Annotated in this window: 18 protein-coding genes and 1 riboswitch; of the genes, 6 read left to right on the top strand and 12 right to left on the bottom strand. The window is 62.8% G+C overall.

The annotated features are described in order from the left end of the window. Nucleotides 1–23: 23 nt before the first annotated feature. The 6 genes from AC1DF8_RS00990 to AC1DF8_RS00965 form a co-directional block, all read right to left on the bottom strand. Entirely contained in the window at nucleotides 24–1,157 is a 1,134-nt protein-coding gene (locus AC1DF8_RS00990) for a transporter substrate-binding domain-containing protein (RefSeq protein WP_477994626.1), read from the bottom strand. Nucleotides 1,158–1,350: 193 nt separating this feature from the next. Next, on the bottom strand, nucleotides 1,351–2,124 hold the full coding sequence (locus AC1DF8_RS00985; protein ID WP_477994624.1) for a class I SAM-dependent methyltransferase: 774 nt from the start codon (nucleotides 2,122–2,124) through the stop codon (nucleotides 1,351–1,353). Nucleotides 2,125–2,127: 3 nt separating this feature from the next. Further along, nucleotides 2,128–2,892: an ABC transporter ATP-binding protein gene (locus AC1DF8_RS00980; protein ID WP_477994623.1), complete on the bottom strand. Its 765-nt coding sequence runs from the start codon at nucleotides 2,890–2,892 to the stop codon at nucleotides 2,128–2,130. Next, on the bottom strand, nucleotides 2,889–3,914 hold the full coding sequence (locus tag AC1DF8_RS00975; RefSeq protein ID WP_477994620.1) for a FecCD family ABC transporter permease: 1,026 nt from the start codon (nucleotides 3,912–3,914) through the stop codon (nucleotides 2,889–2,891). The genes AC1DF8_RS00980 and AC1DF8_RS00975 overlap by 4 nt, the downstream gene beginning before the upstream one ends. Before the next feature lie 11 nt (nucleotides 3,915–3,925). Then, complete coding sequence (locus AC1DF8_RS00970) at nucleotides 3,926–4,942, bottom strand: ABC transporter substrate-binding protein (RefSeq protein ID WP_477994619.1); 1,017 nt, start codon at nucleotides 4,940–4,942, stop codon at nucleotides 3,926–3,928. 171 nt (nucleotides 4,943–5,113) lie between these two features. Then, a riboswitch (cobalamin riboswitch) is annotated at nucleotides 5,114–5,362 on the bottom strand. A 58-nt stretch (nucleotides 5,363–5,420) separates the two neighbouring features. Next, a complete protein-coding gene (locus AC1DF8_RS00965) occupies nucleotides 5,421–6,653 on the bottom strand; it encodes a hypothetical protein (protein WP_477994618.1) in 1,233 nt (410 codons plus the stop codon). A 298-nt stretch (nucleotides 6,654–6,951) separates the two neighbouring features. On the opposite strand from AC1DF8_RS00965, the gene AC1DF8_RS00960 reads away from it, so the two are divergent. After that, the gene (locus tag AC1DF8_RS00960) at nucleotides 6,952–8,010 is read left to right on the top strand and encodes an NAD(P)-dependent alcohol dehydrogenase (RefSeq protein ID WP_477994616.1); all 1,059 of its coding nucleotides are present in this window, start codon (nucleotides 6,952–6,954) and stop codon (nucleotides 8,008–8,010) included. Nucleotides 8,011–8,016: 6 nt separating this feature from the next. Here AC1DF8_RS00960 and AC1DF8_RS00955 read toward each other — a convergent pair whose 3' ends face one another. Beyond that, nucleotides 8,017–8,916 (bottom strand): LysR family transcriptional regulator, encoded by a 900-nt coding sequence (locus AC1DF8_RS00955; RefSeq protein ID WP_113115026.1) that lies wholly within the window; start codon nucleotides 8,914–8,916, stop codon nucleotides 8,017–8,019. A 175-nt stretch (nucleotides 8,917–9,091) separates the two neighbouring features. Between AC1DF8_RS00955 and AC1DF8_RS00950 the strand changes: the two genes are divergently transcribed. Then, complete coding sequence (locus AC1DF8_RS00950) at nucleotides 9,092–9,436, top strand: YidB family protein (protein WP_018115045.1); 345 nt, start codon at nucleotides 9,092–9,094, stop codon at nucleotides 9,434–9,436. Nucleotides 9,437–9,515: 79 nt separating this feature from the next. After that, a complete protein-coding gene (locus AC1DF8_RS00945; RefSeq protein WP_018115046.1) occupies nucleotides 9,516–9,974 on the top strand; it encodes a hypothetical protein in 459 nt (152 codons plus the stop codon). 43 nt (nucleotides 9,975–10,017) lie between these two features. On the opposite strand, the gene AC1DF8_RS00940 is transcribed toward AC1DF8_RS00945, so the two are convergent. From AC1DF8_RS00940 to AC1DF8_RS00920, 5 genes are all read right to left on the bottom strand, one after another. After that, a complete protein-coding gene (locus AC1DF8_RS00940) occupies nucleotides 10,018–10,638 on the bottom strand; it encodes an ATP-dependent Clp protease proteolytic subunit (RefSeq protein WP_112969464.1) in 621 nt (206 codons plus the stop codon). Between the two features lie 47 nt (nucleotides 10,639–10,685). Beyond that, nucleotides 10,686–11,057 (bottom strand): SRPBCC family protein, encoded by a 372-nt coding sequence (locus tag AC1DF8_RS00935; protein ID WP_477994614.1) that lies wholly within the window; start codon nucleotides 11,055–11,057, stop codon nucleotides 10,686–10,688. Beyond that, the gene (locus AC1DF8_RS00930; RefSeq protein WP_112969466.1) at nucleotides 11,054–11,368 is read right to left on the bottom strand and encodes a metalloregulator ArsR/SmtB family transcription factor; all 315 of its coding nucleotides are present in this window, start codon (nucleotides 11,366–11,368) and stop codon (nucleotides 11,054–11,056) included. The genes AC1DF8_RS00935 and AC1DF8_RS00930 overlap by 4 nt, the downstream gene beginning before the upstream one ends. 57 nt (nucleotides 11,369–11,425) lie before the next feature. Beyond that, nucleotides 11,426–11,695, bottom strand: a complete 270-nt coding sequence (locus AC1DF8_RS00925) for a hypothetical protein (protein ID WP_477994612.1) — start codon at nucleotides 11,693–11,695, stop codon at nucleotides 11,426–11,428. A 153-nt stretch (nucleotides 11,696–11,848) separates the two neighbouring features. After that, nucleotides 11,849–12,748 carry an AraC family transcriptional regulator gene (locus tag AC1DF8_RS00920; protein WP_477994611.1) on the bottom strand — a complete coding sequence of 300 codons (900 nt, stop codon included), beginning with the start codon at nucleotides 12,746–12,748 and terminating at the stop codon, nucleotides 11,849–11,851. Nucleotides 12,749–12,917: 169 nt separating this feature from the next. On the opposite strand from AC1DF8_RS00920, the gene AC1DF8_RS00915 reads away from it, so the two are divergent. The 3 genes from AC1DF8_RS00915 to AC1DF8_RS00905 all read left to right on the top strand — a co-directional run bounded on the left by AC1DF8_RS00915 (nucleotide 12,918) and on the right by AC1DF8_RS00905 (nucleotide 14,778). Continuing rightward, nucleotides 12,918–13,871, top strand: coding sequence for an aldo/keto reductase (locus tag AC1DF8_RS00915; protein ID WP_477994608.1), 954 nt, complete (start codon nucleotides 12,918–12,920; stop codon nucleotides 13,869–13,871). Between the two features lie 284 nt (nucleotides 13,872–14,155). Next, complete coding sequence (locus AC1DF8_RS00910) at nucleotides 14,156–14,332, top strand: hypothetical protein (protein ID WP_477994607.1); 177 nt, start codon at nucleotides 14,156–14,158, stop codon at nucleotides 14,330–14,332. Between the two features lie 170 nt (nucleotides 14,333–14,502). Further along, nucleotides 14,503–14,778 carry a hypothetical protein gene (locus AC1DF8_RS00905; protein ID WP_477994606.1) on the top strand — a complete coding sequence of 92 codons (276 nt, stop codon included), beginning with the start codon at nucleotides 14,503–14,505 and terminating at the stop codon, nucleotides 14,776–14,778. Nucleotides 14,779–14,878: the final 100 nt, after the last annotated feature.

Genomic DNA, 14,878 nt, shown 5'->3' with positions numbered 1-14,878 from the left:
GGGAGGACCGCTCGCCCGGGCCATCATTTTTTCTCCCCGAGATATTGAAACAACGTCTCCTTCCACGCCTCGTCGTGGATCGCTTCGAGAATGGCGACATCGATAGGCTTGCGGTAGCGGCTGCCGGCGGGCATCGCCATGCCGTAGTTCTGCGGCTCGAATACGGTGTCCAGGACCTGTACGCTTGTCGGAAACTGCTGTTCGGCCGTCCAGGAAAGCAGCGGCTTGTCATAGACGAAGGCATCGATCGAGCCTGATGTCAGCGCCCGGAAGCCGTCCTGCACATTGGCGAAATCCCGGTGCCTGATGCGTTCCCCGTCGAGAAATCCTGTGGTCGCCGATCCCGACACGGCACCGACGCGTGCCCGCGGCAGGTCTTCTGCGCCGTTCACCAGTCCTCGGATCTGACGCGTCGTGAGCGCGGAGGTGACGCTTGCGGTGAAGACGGCGATGGTGATGATCGACATGACCATCCAGAGGATCGCGAGCGTTCGTCCTCCGAGCGTTTTCGGGCCGCGATGACCGGTACTTGCCTGCGTCATGGCTTCAGCCGACCACCAGATGCTCGCGCCGAGCCCCCTGGCGGCGCCGCCGCCGAAATCCTCGTTGTGGCGGTGCTCGAAGAGCCAGATCAGAGCGCCCACGGCCAGCGAGATGCCGATGAGGGCGCCGACCGCCTGCAGGAAGCCGAGGGAAGTCATCGTCTGGGTGATCTCGTACCAGACGGAAGCGCTGTGGACGGAGACGGCGATGCCGAGGCCGGTATTGTAGAATGGCTGGGAGAAATCGACATTGCGCTCCCGGTCGGCCGTGATGGTGATGGCCGCGACCGAGAGATCGTAGTCGCCGCGCTTCGTCGCCTCGATCAGGCTCTGTACCGAGGGTTCCTCGACCAGCCGATATTTGAGCCCGAGTTTTTCCGCGACCTGACGCCAGAGTTCGATCGACAGGCCGGTCCAGCTGCCATCCGGCCCCTTCATGGCAAAGGGCGGAGCCTCCTTGGTGCCGACCACCAGTTCGCGGTCCGGAAATTCAGGCGGAGCGGCAAACGCGTGCCGTGGGAAGGATCCGGCCAGACAAAGGAAAAACGCCAGAATGGCGAACGGCAGAGCGCGGTGCCTGCTTTTGCCGGATGAGGGCGCGGTGGTCTTTGCCATAACACCTTTCCCTTCCTGCATCAGGCGAACTGCCGCTTCGTTCGTGGATCATCCTGAACGGCTGACGGCGTCCGACAAGTACGCAACGGTAAATGCATCGATCATTTACGGTGGCGGGCATTTGGCACAGGCTGGCTTCAGACCTCGGCAAATCGCGACGCCTCTAGAGATGGGCGTGCGGCAAATGCAGGCATCAGGGCCGCCGGCAGGCCAGGATGAAGCGGCGGTAGACGAGGGTTCGGAGCCTATTTCGGAGATTGGCATTCTTGCGCTGCGCCCTCGCGATCGGGGCGTGGGAGTGAAGCGCGATGTCCGTAAAGCCTGCCGATCTCAAGAGCGGCTGGAGCATGTCGGGGCGGAGACCCTGGCCGAAGGGCAGGGCTGACATGATGCGGGCGTGGCGGGTGCTGAGCGCGCCGTCATAGTTCTTGTCGGCGCCGATGAGGCGGTCGATCCATGAGATCATCAGGCTGGCGATGCGGCCGGTCGGTTTCGGGCTTGCCCAGTCACCATCGAAGAAGAGCAACAGGCCGCCGGGCTTGAGGATGCGGAACCATTCCGCGAAGGTTTCCTGCGGCCGGGTCAGCGTCCAGACGAGGTGGCGGCAGATGATGGCGTCATAGCTCGCGTCCGGCTCCAGGGTGTTTTCGGCGTCTGCCAGGATGAAGCGCAGGCGCTCCTTGCCGGCGTGTTTGGCACGGGCAACCTTCAGCATCGCTTCGGAGAAATCGAGAGCGGTGACGTCATGACCGAGATCGTGGATCAGGCGGGTCACTTCGCCGGTGCCGCAGGCAAGTTCCAGCACGCGTTTCGGCTCGGGGCCGAGGGTATCGCGGATCGGTTTCTGCCAGGCGTCTGCCTCCGGGCCAGGGGCGATCCTGTGGCCGAAGGCGAGGTCGAAGGTTTCCGAGCGTTTCGACCAGTAGTCGCGGATTTCTTCCTTAAGATCGAAATTCACCCCATCCATGTCTTACCCCATCCGATACTGGATATGTGCGCGGCCATGCACGGGTGATTTTTCGATATGGGCGCGCACGCCGAAGACGCGGGCGATCAGAGCTTCGGTCAGCACTTCCTCGGGCGTGCCTGCTGCCACGACCTCGCCCTTCTGCAGCACGGCCAGGTGATCGCAGAACATCGCTGCCAGATTGAGATCGTGCAGCGCGATGATGGAGGTGAGGCCGAGTTTGGCGACCAGCGCCAGGATATCGAGCTGGTGCTGGATATCGAGATGGTTGGTCGGCTCGTCGAGCAGGAGTTCGCTCGGGGTCTGGGCCAGCGCCCGCGCAATATGCACCCGTTGCCGCTCGCCGCCAGACAGTGTCTGCCAAAGCTGGCCGGCGCGTTCGCCCATGTCGACGCGGGCGAGTGCTTCTTCGACTGCGGCATCGTCATCAGGTGCCCAGGAGGAGAGGAGGCCGCGATGCGGCGTGCGGCCGAGGCGGACGATATCGCGCACGGTGAGCTGCGTATCCGTCGTTGTCTGCTGCTCGACGAGGGCGATGCGCCGCGCGAGTGCTGCGCGCGAAAGGCCGGAGACATCGTCGTCGCCGAGGCGGATGACGCCGCTTTTCACCTGCCGCAGCCGGCAGATCAGGCGCAGCAGGCTGGATTTGCCGGAGCCGTTCGGCCCGAGCAGGCCGAGCACCTTGCCCTTTTCGACCGATATGCTGACGCCATTGACGATGACGGTATTGCCGACGGCATAGCTGACCTTGTCGACTGATATGCTCATGCGCTTCTCCGCACGCGATAGAGGATGATGGCGAAGGCCGGGGCGCCGAAGAGCGCGGTGACGACGCCGATCGGAAGGATCTGCTGGGGAATGATGATGCGCGAGACGATGTCGGCGCCGACCATGAAGATCGCCCCGCCAAGCGCCGTCGCCGGCAGCAGGCGGCCATGTGCGGGGCCGACGAGAAAGCGGGCGGCATGGGGAATGACGAGGCCGACGAAGCCGATTGAGCCCACCATGCTGACGACGCTCGCCGTCATCGCGGCGGTGACGGCGAGCAGGGTGAACTGCACACGGCGCACTGCAATGCCGAGGGAGGCTGCGGCATCCGTGCCGAAGGCGAAGGCATCGAGCGCACGCACATGGGCAAGGCAGACGACAAAGCCTGTCAGTGCGACCGGCACGGACAGGTAGACATCCGGCCAGCGCACGCCGGAAAGCGACCCCAAGAGCCAGAAGAGCACGCCGCGGGCCTGTTCGGCATTGGCCGAGGTCGTSACGATATAGGAGGTCAGCGCATTGAAGAGCTGCGAGCCCGCCACGCCGCAGAGAATGATGCGCTCGCTGGTGCCGCCCACACCGGCCGCCAGAATGCCGACCAGCAGGAAGGCGATGAGAGCGCCGATGAAGGCGCCGGCGGAGAGGCTGAGCACGCCATAGCCGAAGCCAAGGATCATGACGCAGACGGCCCCGGTGGAGGCGCCGGCCGAAATGCCGAGCACATAGGGTTCGGCAAGCGGATTGCGCAGCAGCGCCTGCAGCACCGTGCCGCAGAGTGCCAGCGATGCGCCGGCACTGGCCGCCACCAGCGCGCGGCTGAGGCGGTAATCCCAGACGATGCCCTGATGGATGCGGCTGAGCTCGAATGCTGTGCCGAAGAGGCGGTTGGAGACCGCTTCTGCCGTGGTGGCGAGCGGGATCGATATCTCGCCGATCGATACGGCGAGACTGATCATGATACCGAGCAGGAGGAGGGCGGCGATGGTGAGCGTGGCAAGCGCCCACCATATCCTCTGTGGCAAGGCAGCCTGGCTCACTGGGCCAGACCGAAGGACTGGATGCCCTTTGCCAGCGTCTCGATGCCGTCGATGGTTCTGATCGTCGGGTTCATCGACTGCGCGTCCATCATGATGAAGCGCTTGTTCCTGACGGCATCGAGCTCTTTCGTAACCGGATCGTTTTCCAGGAAATCCACCTTCACCTTGGGATCATCGGCGGCATAGCGGCGGCGGTCCATGGTGGCGATGACGATGACGGCGGGATTGGCCTGCGCAATCGTTTCCCAGCCGACGAGGGGCCATTCCTCTTCCGTCGTGACGACGTTCTTCGCCCCGAGCGTCTTCAGGATATAGGCTGGTGCGCTGTTTTTACCGGCGATGAAGGCATCGCCTTTCACTTCCTTGCTGGAGAACCAGAAGACGACCGGCAGGTTCTTTGCCGCAGCACCGGCAACAGAGGCAACGGCCGCGGCCTCCCGCTTCTTCAGGTCGGCGATGACAGCATCGCCGCGGTCTTTCACGTCGAAGATCTCGGAGAGTTCGGCGATTTCCTGATAGATCAGGTCCATCGTGAACAGTTCCTTGCGCACGCCATCGCCGCCGTCGGTATTGATCTTGGCGACGCAATCGGCCGGCGCGACATAGGTGTTGATGCCGAGATCCCCAAACTGCTCGCGCTTGCCGACGGAGCCTTGCGTGCCGACATGCCATTCGAATTCGGCAGCCACCAGATCAGGCTCCGCGCCGACGACGGATTCGAAGCTCGGGTCGTTATCGGCCAGCCGTTTGATCCTGCTGTTAACATCGGCATATTGCGGCAGGACCGGGCCGACCCAAACGGCCGTGCCGGCGATCTTGTCGGCAAGGCCGAGCGAGAACAGCACTTCGGTCATGCCCTGGCCGATCGAGACGATCTTGGCCGGCGCCCTTTCGAAGGTGACCTGCTGGCCGCAATTGGTGAGGGTGATGGGATATTGGGTGGCGGCAAGTGCGGGCGCAGCAAAGCCGGCCAGCCCGAGCGCGAGGGAAAAGCTCTTCAGAAGCTGTCGCATGGAAAACTCTCGATCAAAGGAAAAGGGCTAGCGGATGCCGGCGCGCGAACGATGGTCAGCGAGCGGGAGGCTAGCGGCGGATCGTCCAATCGAGACGGATGGATGGCGGCAGGTGGGGAGGGATCTTGTCAATCATGTCTGCTCCTTGTCCGGGCATCCCCGCCCGGCTTGATTGGATCGTGATCGACGGCAGGTCTCCTGGCTCGCGAATATGTGCCGGTCATCTGCCTTCCCGCGAAATCGCAGTGGCACGGCCCTGAGGCCGAGGGCGTGATCGCTGAAGCGATCAACCCCGAGATCGACAATCCGCTTACAGTTGCGGGGGCAGCCACGGTCTCGGTCCCTCTTGGGTCGTCCTCACCGTGTTCCCTATTATTCCCCTCGGAGTTCTCTTCGGGGAACCGTCGCCTCGATCTATGACGCCGCCATGGGCGACGTCAAGCGCCGGAATGCGAAGTGTGTCGGGTCCGAAGCCGCCTTAGTGACTGGCGCCCGAGCCGCCGGCGGCGACAAGCGCGAAGGGCTGGCCCTCGACGGGGATCGTACGCACCTCCTTCAGCGTCTGCGTGCTGACGAGGCGAATCAAGCTGTGACGGGGATCGCTGATGGCGATATCATCGCCGGCCACGGCCAGCCGCGGACGCGGATCGCGCCAATGACCATCCTTGCTGTAGGGCTCTGTTACGGTTTCCGATCTGACGATCTCGCCCTCGACTGTATCGAGCAGATGCAGCCTGCCGTCTTCGGTGAGGATGTAGGCATTCTGAAACTTTGCCGGATCGAGCACAAAATCGACGCGCCGCGTTGGAAGGTCGATGATGCGATAAGGTGCGTCCGTATTATCAGGATCGATCAGCGCCAGCTTGTCCTCTCCGTAATTGCCGAGGAAGAACTGCATCGAGCGGCCGCCGAGCAGCGTCGAGACCTTGCCCCGCGGCAGCGATGCGCCATAGGCGAGCATTTCCACGCTCGGGCCTTCCGCGCCGCTGGGGCGGGCGATGAGCACGCCTTCCTCGCAACCGAAGGCGACGAGGCGGGCGGAGGTTGCCTCGCCATGCAGGCCGGTGCAGGGCGCGACATCGCCGATCTGCCGGCCATCCCGGTCGAGCACCCGCAGGCCCAGGCGTGGCGGCAGTTCGCCCTCCTTGACCGGCGCCTGCATGTTCGGCACGGAGACCAGCAGGTGATTGCCCATCGGCACCGCGACGCCGTGATGGGCGGCGATGGTGTTGACAGCTTTCGGCTCCGGCTTTTCCTGCAGCAGGCTGCTCTCCTTCAAGAGATCGAAGCGGTCGGTGCGGTCGTAGAAAATCGCCACGTCATCGCCATGCGTCACCACATGGCCCGGCTTCTCGCCCTTTATCGTCGTGCCGATCAGCTTGGGTGGCGCCACCTCGAGATCGCGATGCTCTCCATGATCGGAAAGGGCAATGCCGGTATCGATGACGTGAACGATATTCTCTTCACCCTGGACGGCAAAGACCGTGCGCCCGGTGTCGCTCAACGACAGGGCGGCATAACCCTTGAGATCGAAGCGACCGATCTGTCTCCCGCTCGCAAGATCTATGGCGTGGACGACCGGCAGGCTGTGATCAGCCACGAAAAGCCGCCAGCTCTCCTGCTGTTCCTCCTCGGCGCGGGAAGTCGATGGCAAGGTGGCGGATGTGAGCGTAGTGGCGACTGCGAAGATAGCGAAAAGGCGCCGGGACATGAAATCTCCTTTAATGTAATAACATTACATCGCTGTTGTTATAAAGTTACATTTGCCTTGTCCAGTCGCGGCTGTCGGATTTTTGAGAAATTGGGGGCGCCGGCCGTTCGATGTCTGGCTTTTCATCATGACCGGATAGCGGTGTATGACGCAGGCCATCGATAAGCGATTGCTGAGCCTATCTCACAAGCCTTTCCCGCATTCCTCGTCTAATCCGGATAATTTATCGACGCTATATCCCATCCGGCACAGCTTCTGGTGCCCGTCAGCATTCAACAGCCTTGCAAGGGATAAGCCATTGAGAACATCAGCATTTGCCGCAACCGATGCGAATACGCCGTTGCAACCTTTCTCTTTCGACCGCCGGGACCTGCGTCCCGAGGACGTGGCGATCGATATTCTCTATTGCGGGGTCTGCCATACGGACCTGCATATGGCCCGCAACGACTGGGGCTTTTCGGCCTATCCGGTCGTGCCGGGCCATGAGATTGTCGGGCGGGTGTCTGCCGTGGGGAGCGCCGTTTCACGCTTCAAGGCGGGCGACAATGTTGCCGTCGGCACGATCGTCGACAGCTGCATGGAGTGCCCCAACTGCCGGCGCAACGAAGAGCAGATGTGCTACAAGGGCGTCACCGTCACCTATAACGGCCAGGACCGAGTGACCGGCGAGACGACCTATGGCGGCTATTCAGATCATATCGTCGTGCGCGAGGAATTCGTTCTCAGCGTGCCCGACGGGCTGGACCTTTCGCGGGTCGGGCCGCTGCTCTGCGCCGGGATTACCACCTACTCGCCGCTGCGTACGTGGAATGTCGGCCCTGGCAGCCGGGTGGGCGTGATCGGGCTCGGCGGGCTCGGGCATCTCGCCGTCAAGTTCGCTTCGGCGCTGGGGGCTGAGGTGACGGTTCTGACGCGCTCGGCGGGCAAGATCGCGACGGCACGCGAACTCAGTGCCGACAAGGTGCTGCTGTCGACTGATGCCAAGGCGATGGAGGCTGCGGCCTTCGCCTTCGACGTGATCATCGATACCGTGCCTTACGAGCATGATCTCGGCCCCTATCTCGACACGCTCGATTCCGACGGCACGCTGGTCATTGCCGGCTCGCTGGTCGATACGCCGAAATTCAGCAACCTGTCGCTGATCAGGGGGCGCCGGCGCATTGCCGGCACACCGAGCGGCGGGATCAGGCAGACGCAGGAAATGCTGGATTTCTGCGGCCGCAAGAACATCCTGCCGGAATGCGAGATGATCGCCATGGGGGATATCGCCAAGGCCTTCGAGCGGATGGAGCGCGGCGATGTGCGCTACCGCTTCGTCATCGACATGGCAACGATGCCGGCGGCGCAGGCGGCCTGACGTCGCTCACCGTTTCGGGATGGCGCGCAGCGCTTCCACGAAGACAGAAAGGGCCGGCGGCATCTGTCGCCGGCTCGGATAATAGATGGAATAGCCGGTGAATGGCGGGCAATAGTCTTCCAGCACGCGGATCAGCCGGCCGCTTCTGATATGCTCGGCGGTAAAATCCTCGAAGACATAGACGAGGCCGGAGCCTGACAGCGCCGCTTCGACCATCATGTCCGAATCGTTGACCATGAAGCTGCCCGAGACCTTCACTTCGATATCGCGGCCGTCCTCGGTGAATTCCCAGGCATAGGCGCCTCCGACAGAGGTCATGTAATAGGTCACGCAATCGTGGTCGGCGAGGTCGCGCGGGGTTTTCGGTATGGGGTGGCGGGCGAAATATTCCGGCGAGCCGACGATCGCCGCGCGGATATCCGGCCCAATGCGCAGGCCCACCATATCCTTGTCGATGCGTTCGCCGAAGCGAATGCCGGCATCGAAGCGCGAGGCGACGATATCCTCGAACCGATCGCCGATGATGAGCTCCACGCGGATATCCGGGTAGGTGCGGTGAAACGCCGGCAGGATCGGCATGACGAGCGATGTCGCGGCATGTTTGCCCGCGGTGATGCGCACGGTGCCGGAGGGCTTTTCCCTGAGGTTGCCGAGTTCCTGCAGGCCGCGATTGATCTCGGCGAAAGCCGGCTGGAGCGTGAGAAGCAGGCGCTCGCCAGCCTCTGTCGTGGCCACGCTGCGGGTGGTGCGGGCGAGAAGGCGCATGCCGAGCCGCTCCTCCAGCTGGCGCATCATGTGGCTGAGACCCGAGGAGGAGATGCCGAGGCGGGCGGCGGCCCTGGTGAAACTGCGCTCCTCGGCAACGATGAGGAAGGCGGCGAGATCATCGAAATCGTGACGCTTCATTGCTGATCTGCCTTCAGGAGTGAAAGGGAATGCGGCGGCTGCCTCACATATTTAGGGCAGGGGCGCGGGTGCTTGCAAGATCGGCGCCGGTGCGACCCTTGGTCCTGCAAATCCGCAATGACACTAATTTGACTTCGTGCTAATGTAGAATCTACTGATGGTCGGAGGAGTAACCATGAGTATTTTCGATGGCTTAGGCGGCGTTCTCTCTGATGTGCTTGCCGGCAGGCAAGTCGATTACGTCGCGGTTGCAACCAGAATATTCGACAATGCCGGCGGCCTGCAGGGCATTGTTTCCCAGCTCAACTCGGCGGGTCTCGGCCAGCAGGTTTCATCCTGGATCGGCACCGGCCACAATCTCCCGGTATCGGCAGAACAGATCGAGGCAGCCTTGTCCTCCGATCAACTGCGCGACCTTGCCGCCAAGTTCGGCGTCAACACCGACGAGGTCTCCAAGCTGCTTGCCGAGCATCTGCCGCAAGCGGTCGATGCAGCAACGCCCAATGGAACCGTTTCGTAAGCCTGGAAGATGCGGGGCCACGGTGATGCGCGGCCCCGATGACGTGCGTGCCTTGACTGCCCCCAACCGAGGATATCCCATGATTGCGAGATTGCTTGTGCCCGCTTCCGCCGGAGCGTTGATTGCCGCCGCCTTCTTCGTCTCTCCGGCCTCTGCGCTGACCATGAAGGAATGCAGCGCCAAATATCAGACGGCCAAGGCCGATGGCTCGGCCAAGGACATGAAGTGGAACGATTTCCGGGCGAAATTCTGCGGCGCGGATGCGGCCGCCGAAGATGCCGCCGATGACAAGGCAGTCGCCGCAACGACGGACAAGGAGCCCGCAAAGGCGACGATGAAGGCGCCCAAGGGCGTGACCATGCCGAAAGCGATCGACAAGAAATATGCCAGCGAAACGCCCGGCAAGGGCCGGCTGCATACCTGCGTCGACAGCTACCATGCCAACAAGGATGCCGGCACGCTGAACGATCTGAAATGGATTCAGAAGGGCGGCGGCTACTGGAGCCTCTGCAATACGGCGCTCAAGGCCGGCGGCTGAGGCTTAACCGAACGGAGTCGATGTCATCGATAGATGGCATCGACTATTCCGGCATGGCCTCCGTCGGTTCTTCGCGATCCTGCAGAATACGGTCGATGAGGCCCCATTCCAGGGCTTCCTCGGCCGTCATGAAGCGGTCGCGGTCCATCGCCTGTTCGAACTCATCATAGGATCGCCCGCAATGCTCGGCGTAGAGGCCGGTCATGCGCAGCTTGATCTTCCGGATTTCCTCGGCATGGATGAAGATGTCGGAAGCCTGTCCCTGGAAGCCGCCGAGAGGCTGGTGGATGAGGATGCTGGCATTGGGGAGTGCTGCCCTCTCGCCCGGCTGGCCGGCCATCAGCAGGAAGGAGCCCATCGAGCGCGCCGTTCCCATGCAGAGCGTGTGCACCGGTGCGCGGATGAAGCGCATCGTGTCGTACATGGCAAAACCGCTGGTGACGACGCCGCCCGGCGAGTTGATATAGAGATTGATCGGCTTCTTCGGGTTCTCCGCTTCGAGGAACAGAAGCTGGGCGCAGACGAGGGCGGAGACCGTGTCGTTGATCTCGCCGTTCAGGAAGATGATCCGCTCGCGCAGGAGGCGGGAGTAAATGTCGAAGGATCGCTCCCCTCGGGAGGATTGTTCGACGACCATGGGGACGAGTTGCATCGCTTCGCGCATCGGCGAACTCCAATTTTCCGGTGATTGATGGGGAGAGGCCTGCCGCGTCAGGCGGCGAGCATTATGGTCCGGCTGTTGCCGTTGGCGACCGATTTCCTCAGCTGCTCGACAGTGGCGCCGGTCAGCTCGTGGACGATCCGCAGACTGGTTCCGCCGGCTGCATTCGGCGCGATCGTGAAGGTGACCGTGCTTTCGAGATAGGGCGGGGCATCGTCGCGCATTCGGTAGCGGATTTCCTTGCCCGGCGTCTCCGAGACGGATTGCGGCTCGGCAAGCGCTTCCTTCGGCAGCCATTTCTCGCGGAATTCCGCAATGCTGATCGCCCGCCAGACCTTTTCCGGCGGCGCATCCAGCTCGTATTTCTGTTCGAACCCGGTTTGCGGCGCCCTGGCCTGTATCTCGGCCTTCATTTCGTTCATTGGTCCATATCCTTCAGCAAGAGCTTCAGAGCATCGATACGGGCTGGCCAGTAGGCGCGGTATTTCGCCAGCCATTGGGCGATGAGGGCAAGCCCCTCGGGATCGACCTCGTAATTCACGAAACGGCCCTCCTTCTGTTCGCGCACCAGCCGTGCCGACCGCAGCACCGCGAGATGCTGGGACATGGCCGGCTGGCTGATATCCATGCCCTGGCGAAGGGTGCTGGCATTCATGCTGCCGTTCGCCAGCTTTTCGAAGATCGTGCGGCGGGTCGGGTCGGCGAGAGCGCGAAAGATATCATGTTCCATCATGACAACACATAAGCATAGACTTATGCGATTCGCAAGAGGCCGAATGGACAGGCTCACTCAGCGCAGTGCAGCTTCTGTCCGGCGACATCCAGAATTTCCTCCGCCATCTCTTCGCTGGTCGCGATGCGCGCCAAGGTCGGCGCCGACGAGCGTGGCGAAAGAGGCTATTCCGTTGCGGCGGGTGGCTCTGGTGCCGGAGGGGCCGGAGCGGGCGAGTTCGCTGCCGAGGGAGGAGATGGGGCAGGAGGGTATGGCCTTTCCGCCGGCCGGGGCGCCTTCGATATAGGCATTGACGGCCTCGTCGATGACGATCGAGGTCTTTGTCACCAAGAACCGCGCGGTTTTCGAGCCGACGGCCTAGGGCCCGCGGTCAATCGGGCCAAGCATCGCTTGCCGCGAGGTAAAGCCGCCGGGAAGTTTGCCGCGGTCGCGCCCAACAAGCCCGGCCGCTCGAGCGGCGCATGGCCGCTGGAGCCGAACTCAAGCGAGCACTGCAAGGCCGGGCGAAGCGCGCAAGCGGGCTATGTCACGCGCCGGCGGCTCGCCAAAGTGGCGGCGATATTCGCGACTGAACTGCGAAGGGCTCTCGTAACCGACGAGGAAGGCCGCAGTCGCGATGTCCATATCCTGGACCAGCATCAGGCTGCGCGCGTCCTGCAGACGGAGCTGCTTCTGGAATTGCAGCGGCGTCATCGCCGTTACGGCGCGAAAGTGCTCGTGCAGGCTTGAGGGACTCATGCCGACTTCCGCGGCAAGGTGCTCGATGCTGAAGCGTTCCCGGAAATTCTGCCCGATCCAGGCGATGGCGCGGCCGACCTGGGCCACCCGACCCTGGCTGGAGGTGATGTAGCGCATCCTGGCGCCATCAGGGCCGGCGAGCAGGCGATAGAGAATTTCCTGCTCGGCAAGCGGCCCGAGCACGGGCAGCGCCGCCGGATCGTCGAGCAGGCGCAACAGGCGCAGCGCCGCGTCGAGCAGGCCGGCGCCGGCGTCGGACACAGTCTTGCCGATGGGCTGGAAGGGCGTCCCCGGCGGTGGTGGCACGCGCAGCGCCAACTCCCCCAGCATAACCGGATCGAAATCGATGAACAGGCAGAGATAGGGCTTGTCAGGCGTCGCCTCGACAACCTGGCCCGTCACCGGCAAGTCGTAGGTCACGATCCCATAGCGGCCGGGTGCATATCTGAACACGTGGTTGCCCAGCGTGACCTCCTTTTGCCCCTGGGCGACGAGGCACAGTTGCGGCCGATAGACATTCGGCATCGGCATCGTCACCGTGGAGGATCGAGCAAGCGTCACACGTTCGATCGGGGTGGCGTGGAAGCCATCCTTCGAGACATGCCGGGCAATCAACGTGGAGATTTCGGTCAGTATGTCCATGAGGCGACCATTGCATATGCGCGGAAGGGCGGCAATGCGAGCAGCGGCTTCTGGAGGATCGGGCAGTAATCCCGGTGCATCAGGCTAACGGTGCGGCTTCGCTGCGCATCATGATGTAAGCACTGCCCGGGTCACAGCAAACCTGGCGGCAGAACAAGCAGGAGCGAACATGACATCAGATAATCTGAAGATCCCCCCGGTCGCACTGGGGACCTGGGCCTGGGGCGACAGCGGCGAGGCTGGCCACGGCTACTTCGGCAGCCCTTTGACCCGGGCCGGCCTCGAAGACATTGCCGACAAGGCGCATGCGGCCGGCTTCACCCTTTGGGACACCGCCATGGTATACGGCATGGGCCGTTCGGAGACCGTGCTCGGGGAGGTCCTGAAACGCTACGCCCGCAGCGACTACCAGCTCTCGACGAAGTTCACCCCGCAGGCTGCGGGGACCGGCGATGATCCCGTGGCAGACATGCTGGAGCAGAGCCTGGTGCGCCTCGGCACCGACTACATCGACCTTTACTGGATTCACAATCCGGCAGATGTGGCGCGGTGGACTCCCTGCCTGATCCCGTTGCTCAAGAGCGGGAAGGTCAGACATGTCGGCGTCTCGAACCACAACCTCGGCGAAATCGAGTTCGCCAACCGGATCCTCGGAGAGGCCGGGTTCCGGGTCGAGGCCATCCAGAACCACTACAGCCTTCTTTACCGCGGCTCCGAGAATGCCGGCATCCTGGACTACTGCCGCCATCAGGGTATCCCGTTCTTCGCCTATATGGTGCTCGAACAGGGAGCCCTCAGCGGCAAATACAGTCCGGAGAACCCGCTGCCCGAAGGCAGCAACCGGTCGAAGACCTACAATGGCATGCTGTCCCAGCTAAAGGCGCTGACGGACAAGCTCGTCTCGATCGGCCAGAGCCAAGGTGCGGCAGCTCCCGATGTCGCGACAGCCTGGGCGATCGCCAAGGGCGCGACGCCGATCATCGGCGTCACCAGGCCCGACTATGTCGATGGTCTGGCCCGAGCCCGCACCATGACGCTCTCCGGCAACGATATTGCGGAACTGGAAGCGCTCGCTGACGCCGCCAACGTGAACACTCGCGGCTGGTGGGAACAGGAAATGTGAGTTGAAGGGCAGGCTACGACAGGCCCCGGTCTTTTCTCAAGGGCAGCGCGGACAGACCGCGCTGCCGGGCTCGATCGGCCCGCGGCGGCGGATCTTTTTCTGCAACGGCAAGCTGGTCCGGGAAATCGGCAGGAAGCAGGCTTTCCCTTCGAAATGGCTTTTGAAACTGATGAGGAAGCCAAGGTTCCCGCCAGCCGGAAAAAGATCCCTCTCTGGAACATTGCAGCTCCGGCCCCGTTGGGTTTGCTCATGAAAGCCTGTCACGCAAGCCGGAGGATGAGACCATGACAAGTCCTGTCACAGCCATCAGGATCCTGGCGCCGGAACCTCCGTCGGTCCCCGTTCCGCCACCCGGAAAACCCGCTCCGCCCGTCAAGGAGCCCGAGCCGGACAAGCCTGACAATGACGAACCGTCGCCCGATCCCGGCGAGGGCGGGATACCCGTGGAGGCAGCGCCATGACGCCGGCAGCAAAATATCAGGTCAAGCATCTGTCGATCTATATCGGCCTGATCGTGTCGGTGGCTGTCGTCATTACCGTCGGCGCATTCATCGTCGCCGGCTGAGAGGTTTTCTGGAACAAAGCTACGGCGGGGCGGTTCGGCTCGATCATCATCAGTGGGAGCATTGTCATGACCGGACATCCGCAAGGCGCGAATTTCGCGCTTGTGCCGTCAGGCGAGCCGAATATCTTCCACCTGACTGTCGAAGGCCAATATGTCGGAACCATCGCCGGCAGCAGCGAGAGCCTGTCGATGGCAAAACCCTGGGGGTGGCGCCTGCTGATTGCCGATGGGACGCTGGGCGATTTACCGCTGGCCGGCCGGTCGCATGATATCGACGAAGCGCTGGCCGATGCCAGGCACGCCTACGAGCGGCATCGGGACGAGCTTTCGCATCGCATGTGAACCGTTCTCGCTGCGGCGAACGAATGTCGCATTGAGCTTTCCCTCCGATGCCGCTATCACGGATTCGATGCTGAGGTAGGGGCCTTTCGGCGCAGGGGAA

The sequence above is a fragment of the Rhizobium sp. 05N49 genome (assembly GCF_056396805.1).
This window is presented reverse-complemented; position numbering and strand designations above follow the sequence as displayed.

Bases quoted from the DNA above. Each gene is read 5' to 3' on its own strand.
- AC1DF8_RS00915 (WP_477994608.1), top strand. From the start codon at position 12,918: ATGACATCAGATAATCTGAAGATCCCCCCGGTCGCACTGGGGACCTGG.
- AC1DF8_RS00980 (WP_477994623.1), bottom strand. From the start codon at position 2,892: ATGAGCATATCAGTCGACAAGGTCAGCTATGCCGTCGGCAATACCGTC.
- AC1DF8_RS00970 (WP_477994619.1), bottom strand. From the start codon at position 4,942: ATGCGACAGCTTCTGAAGAGCTTTTCCCTCGCGCTCGGGCTGGCCGGC.
- AC1DF8_RS00955 (WP_113115026.1), bottom strand. From the start codon at position 8,916: ATGAAGCGTCACGATTTCGATGATCTCGCCGCCTTCCTCATCGTTGCC.
- AC1DF8_RS00950 (WP_018115045.1), top strand. From the start codon at position 9,092: ATGAGTATTTTCGATGGCTTAGGCGGCGTTCTCTCTGATGTGCTTGCC.
- AC1DF8_RS00965 (WP_477994618.1), bottom strand. From the start codon at position 6,653: ATGTCCCGGCGCCTTTTCGCTATCTTCGCAGTCGCCACTACGCTCACA.
- AC1DF8_RS00930 (WP_112969466.1), bottom strand. From the start codon at position 11,368: ATGATGGAACATGATATCTTTCGCGCTCTCGCCGACCCGACCCGCCGC.
- AC1DF8_RS00920 (WP_477994611.1), bottom strand. From the start codon at position 12,748: ATGGACATACTGACCGAAATCTCCACGTTGATTGCCCGGCATGTCTCG.
- AC1DF8_RS00945 (WP_018115046.1), top strand. From the start codon at position 9,516: ATGATTGCGAGATTGCTTGTGCCCGCTTCCGCCGGAGCGTTGATTGCC.
- AC1DF8_RS00985 (WP_477994624.1), bottom strand. From the start codon at position 2,124: ATGGATGGGGTGAATTTCGATCTTAAGGAAGAAATCCGCGACTACTGG.
- AC1DF8_RS00935 (WP_477994614.1), bottom strand. From the start codon at position 11,057: ATGAACGAAATGAAGGCCGAGATACAGGCCAGGGCGCCGCAAACCGGG.
- AC1DF8_RS00990 (WP_477994626.1), bottom strand. From the start codon at position 1,157: ATGGCAAAGACCACCGCGCCCTCATCCGGCAAAAGCAGGCACCGCGCT.
- AC1DF8_RS00905 (WP_477994606.1), top strand. From the start codon at position 14,503: ATGACCGGACATCCGCAAGGCGCGAATTTCGCGCTTGTGCCGTCAGGC.
- AC1DF8_RS00940 (WP_112969464.1), bottom strand. From the start codon at position 10,638: ATGCGCGAAGCGATGCAACTCGTCCCCATGGTCGTCGAACAATCCTCC.
- AC1DF8_RS00910 (WP_477994607.1), top strand. From the start codon at position 14,156: ATGACAAGTCCTGTCACAGCCATCAGGATCCTGGCGCCGGAACCTCCG.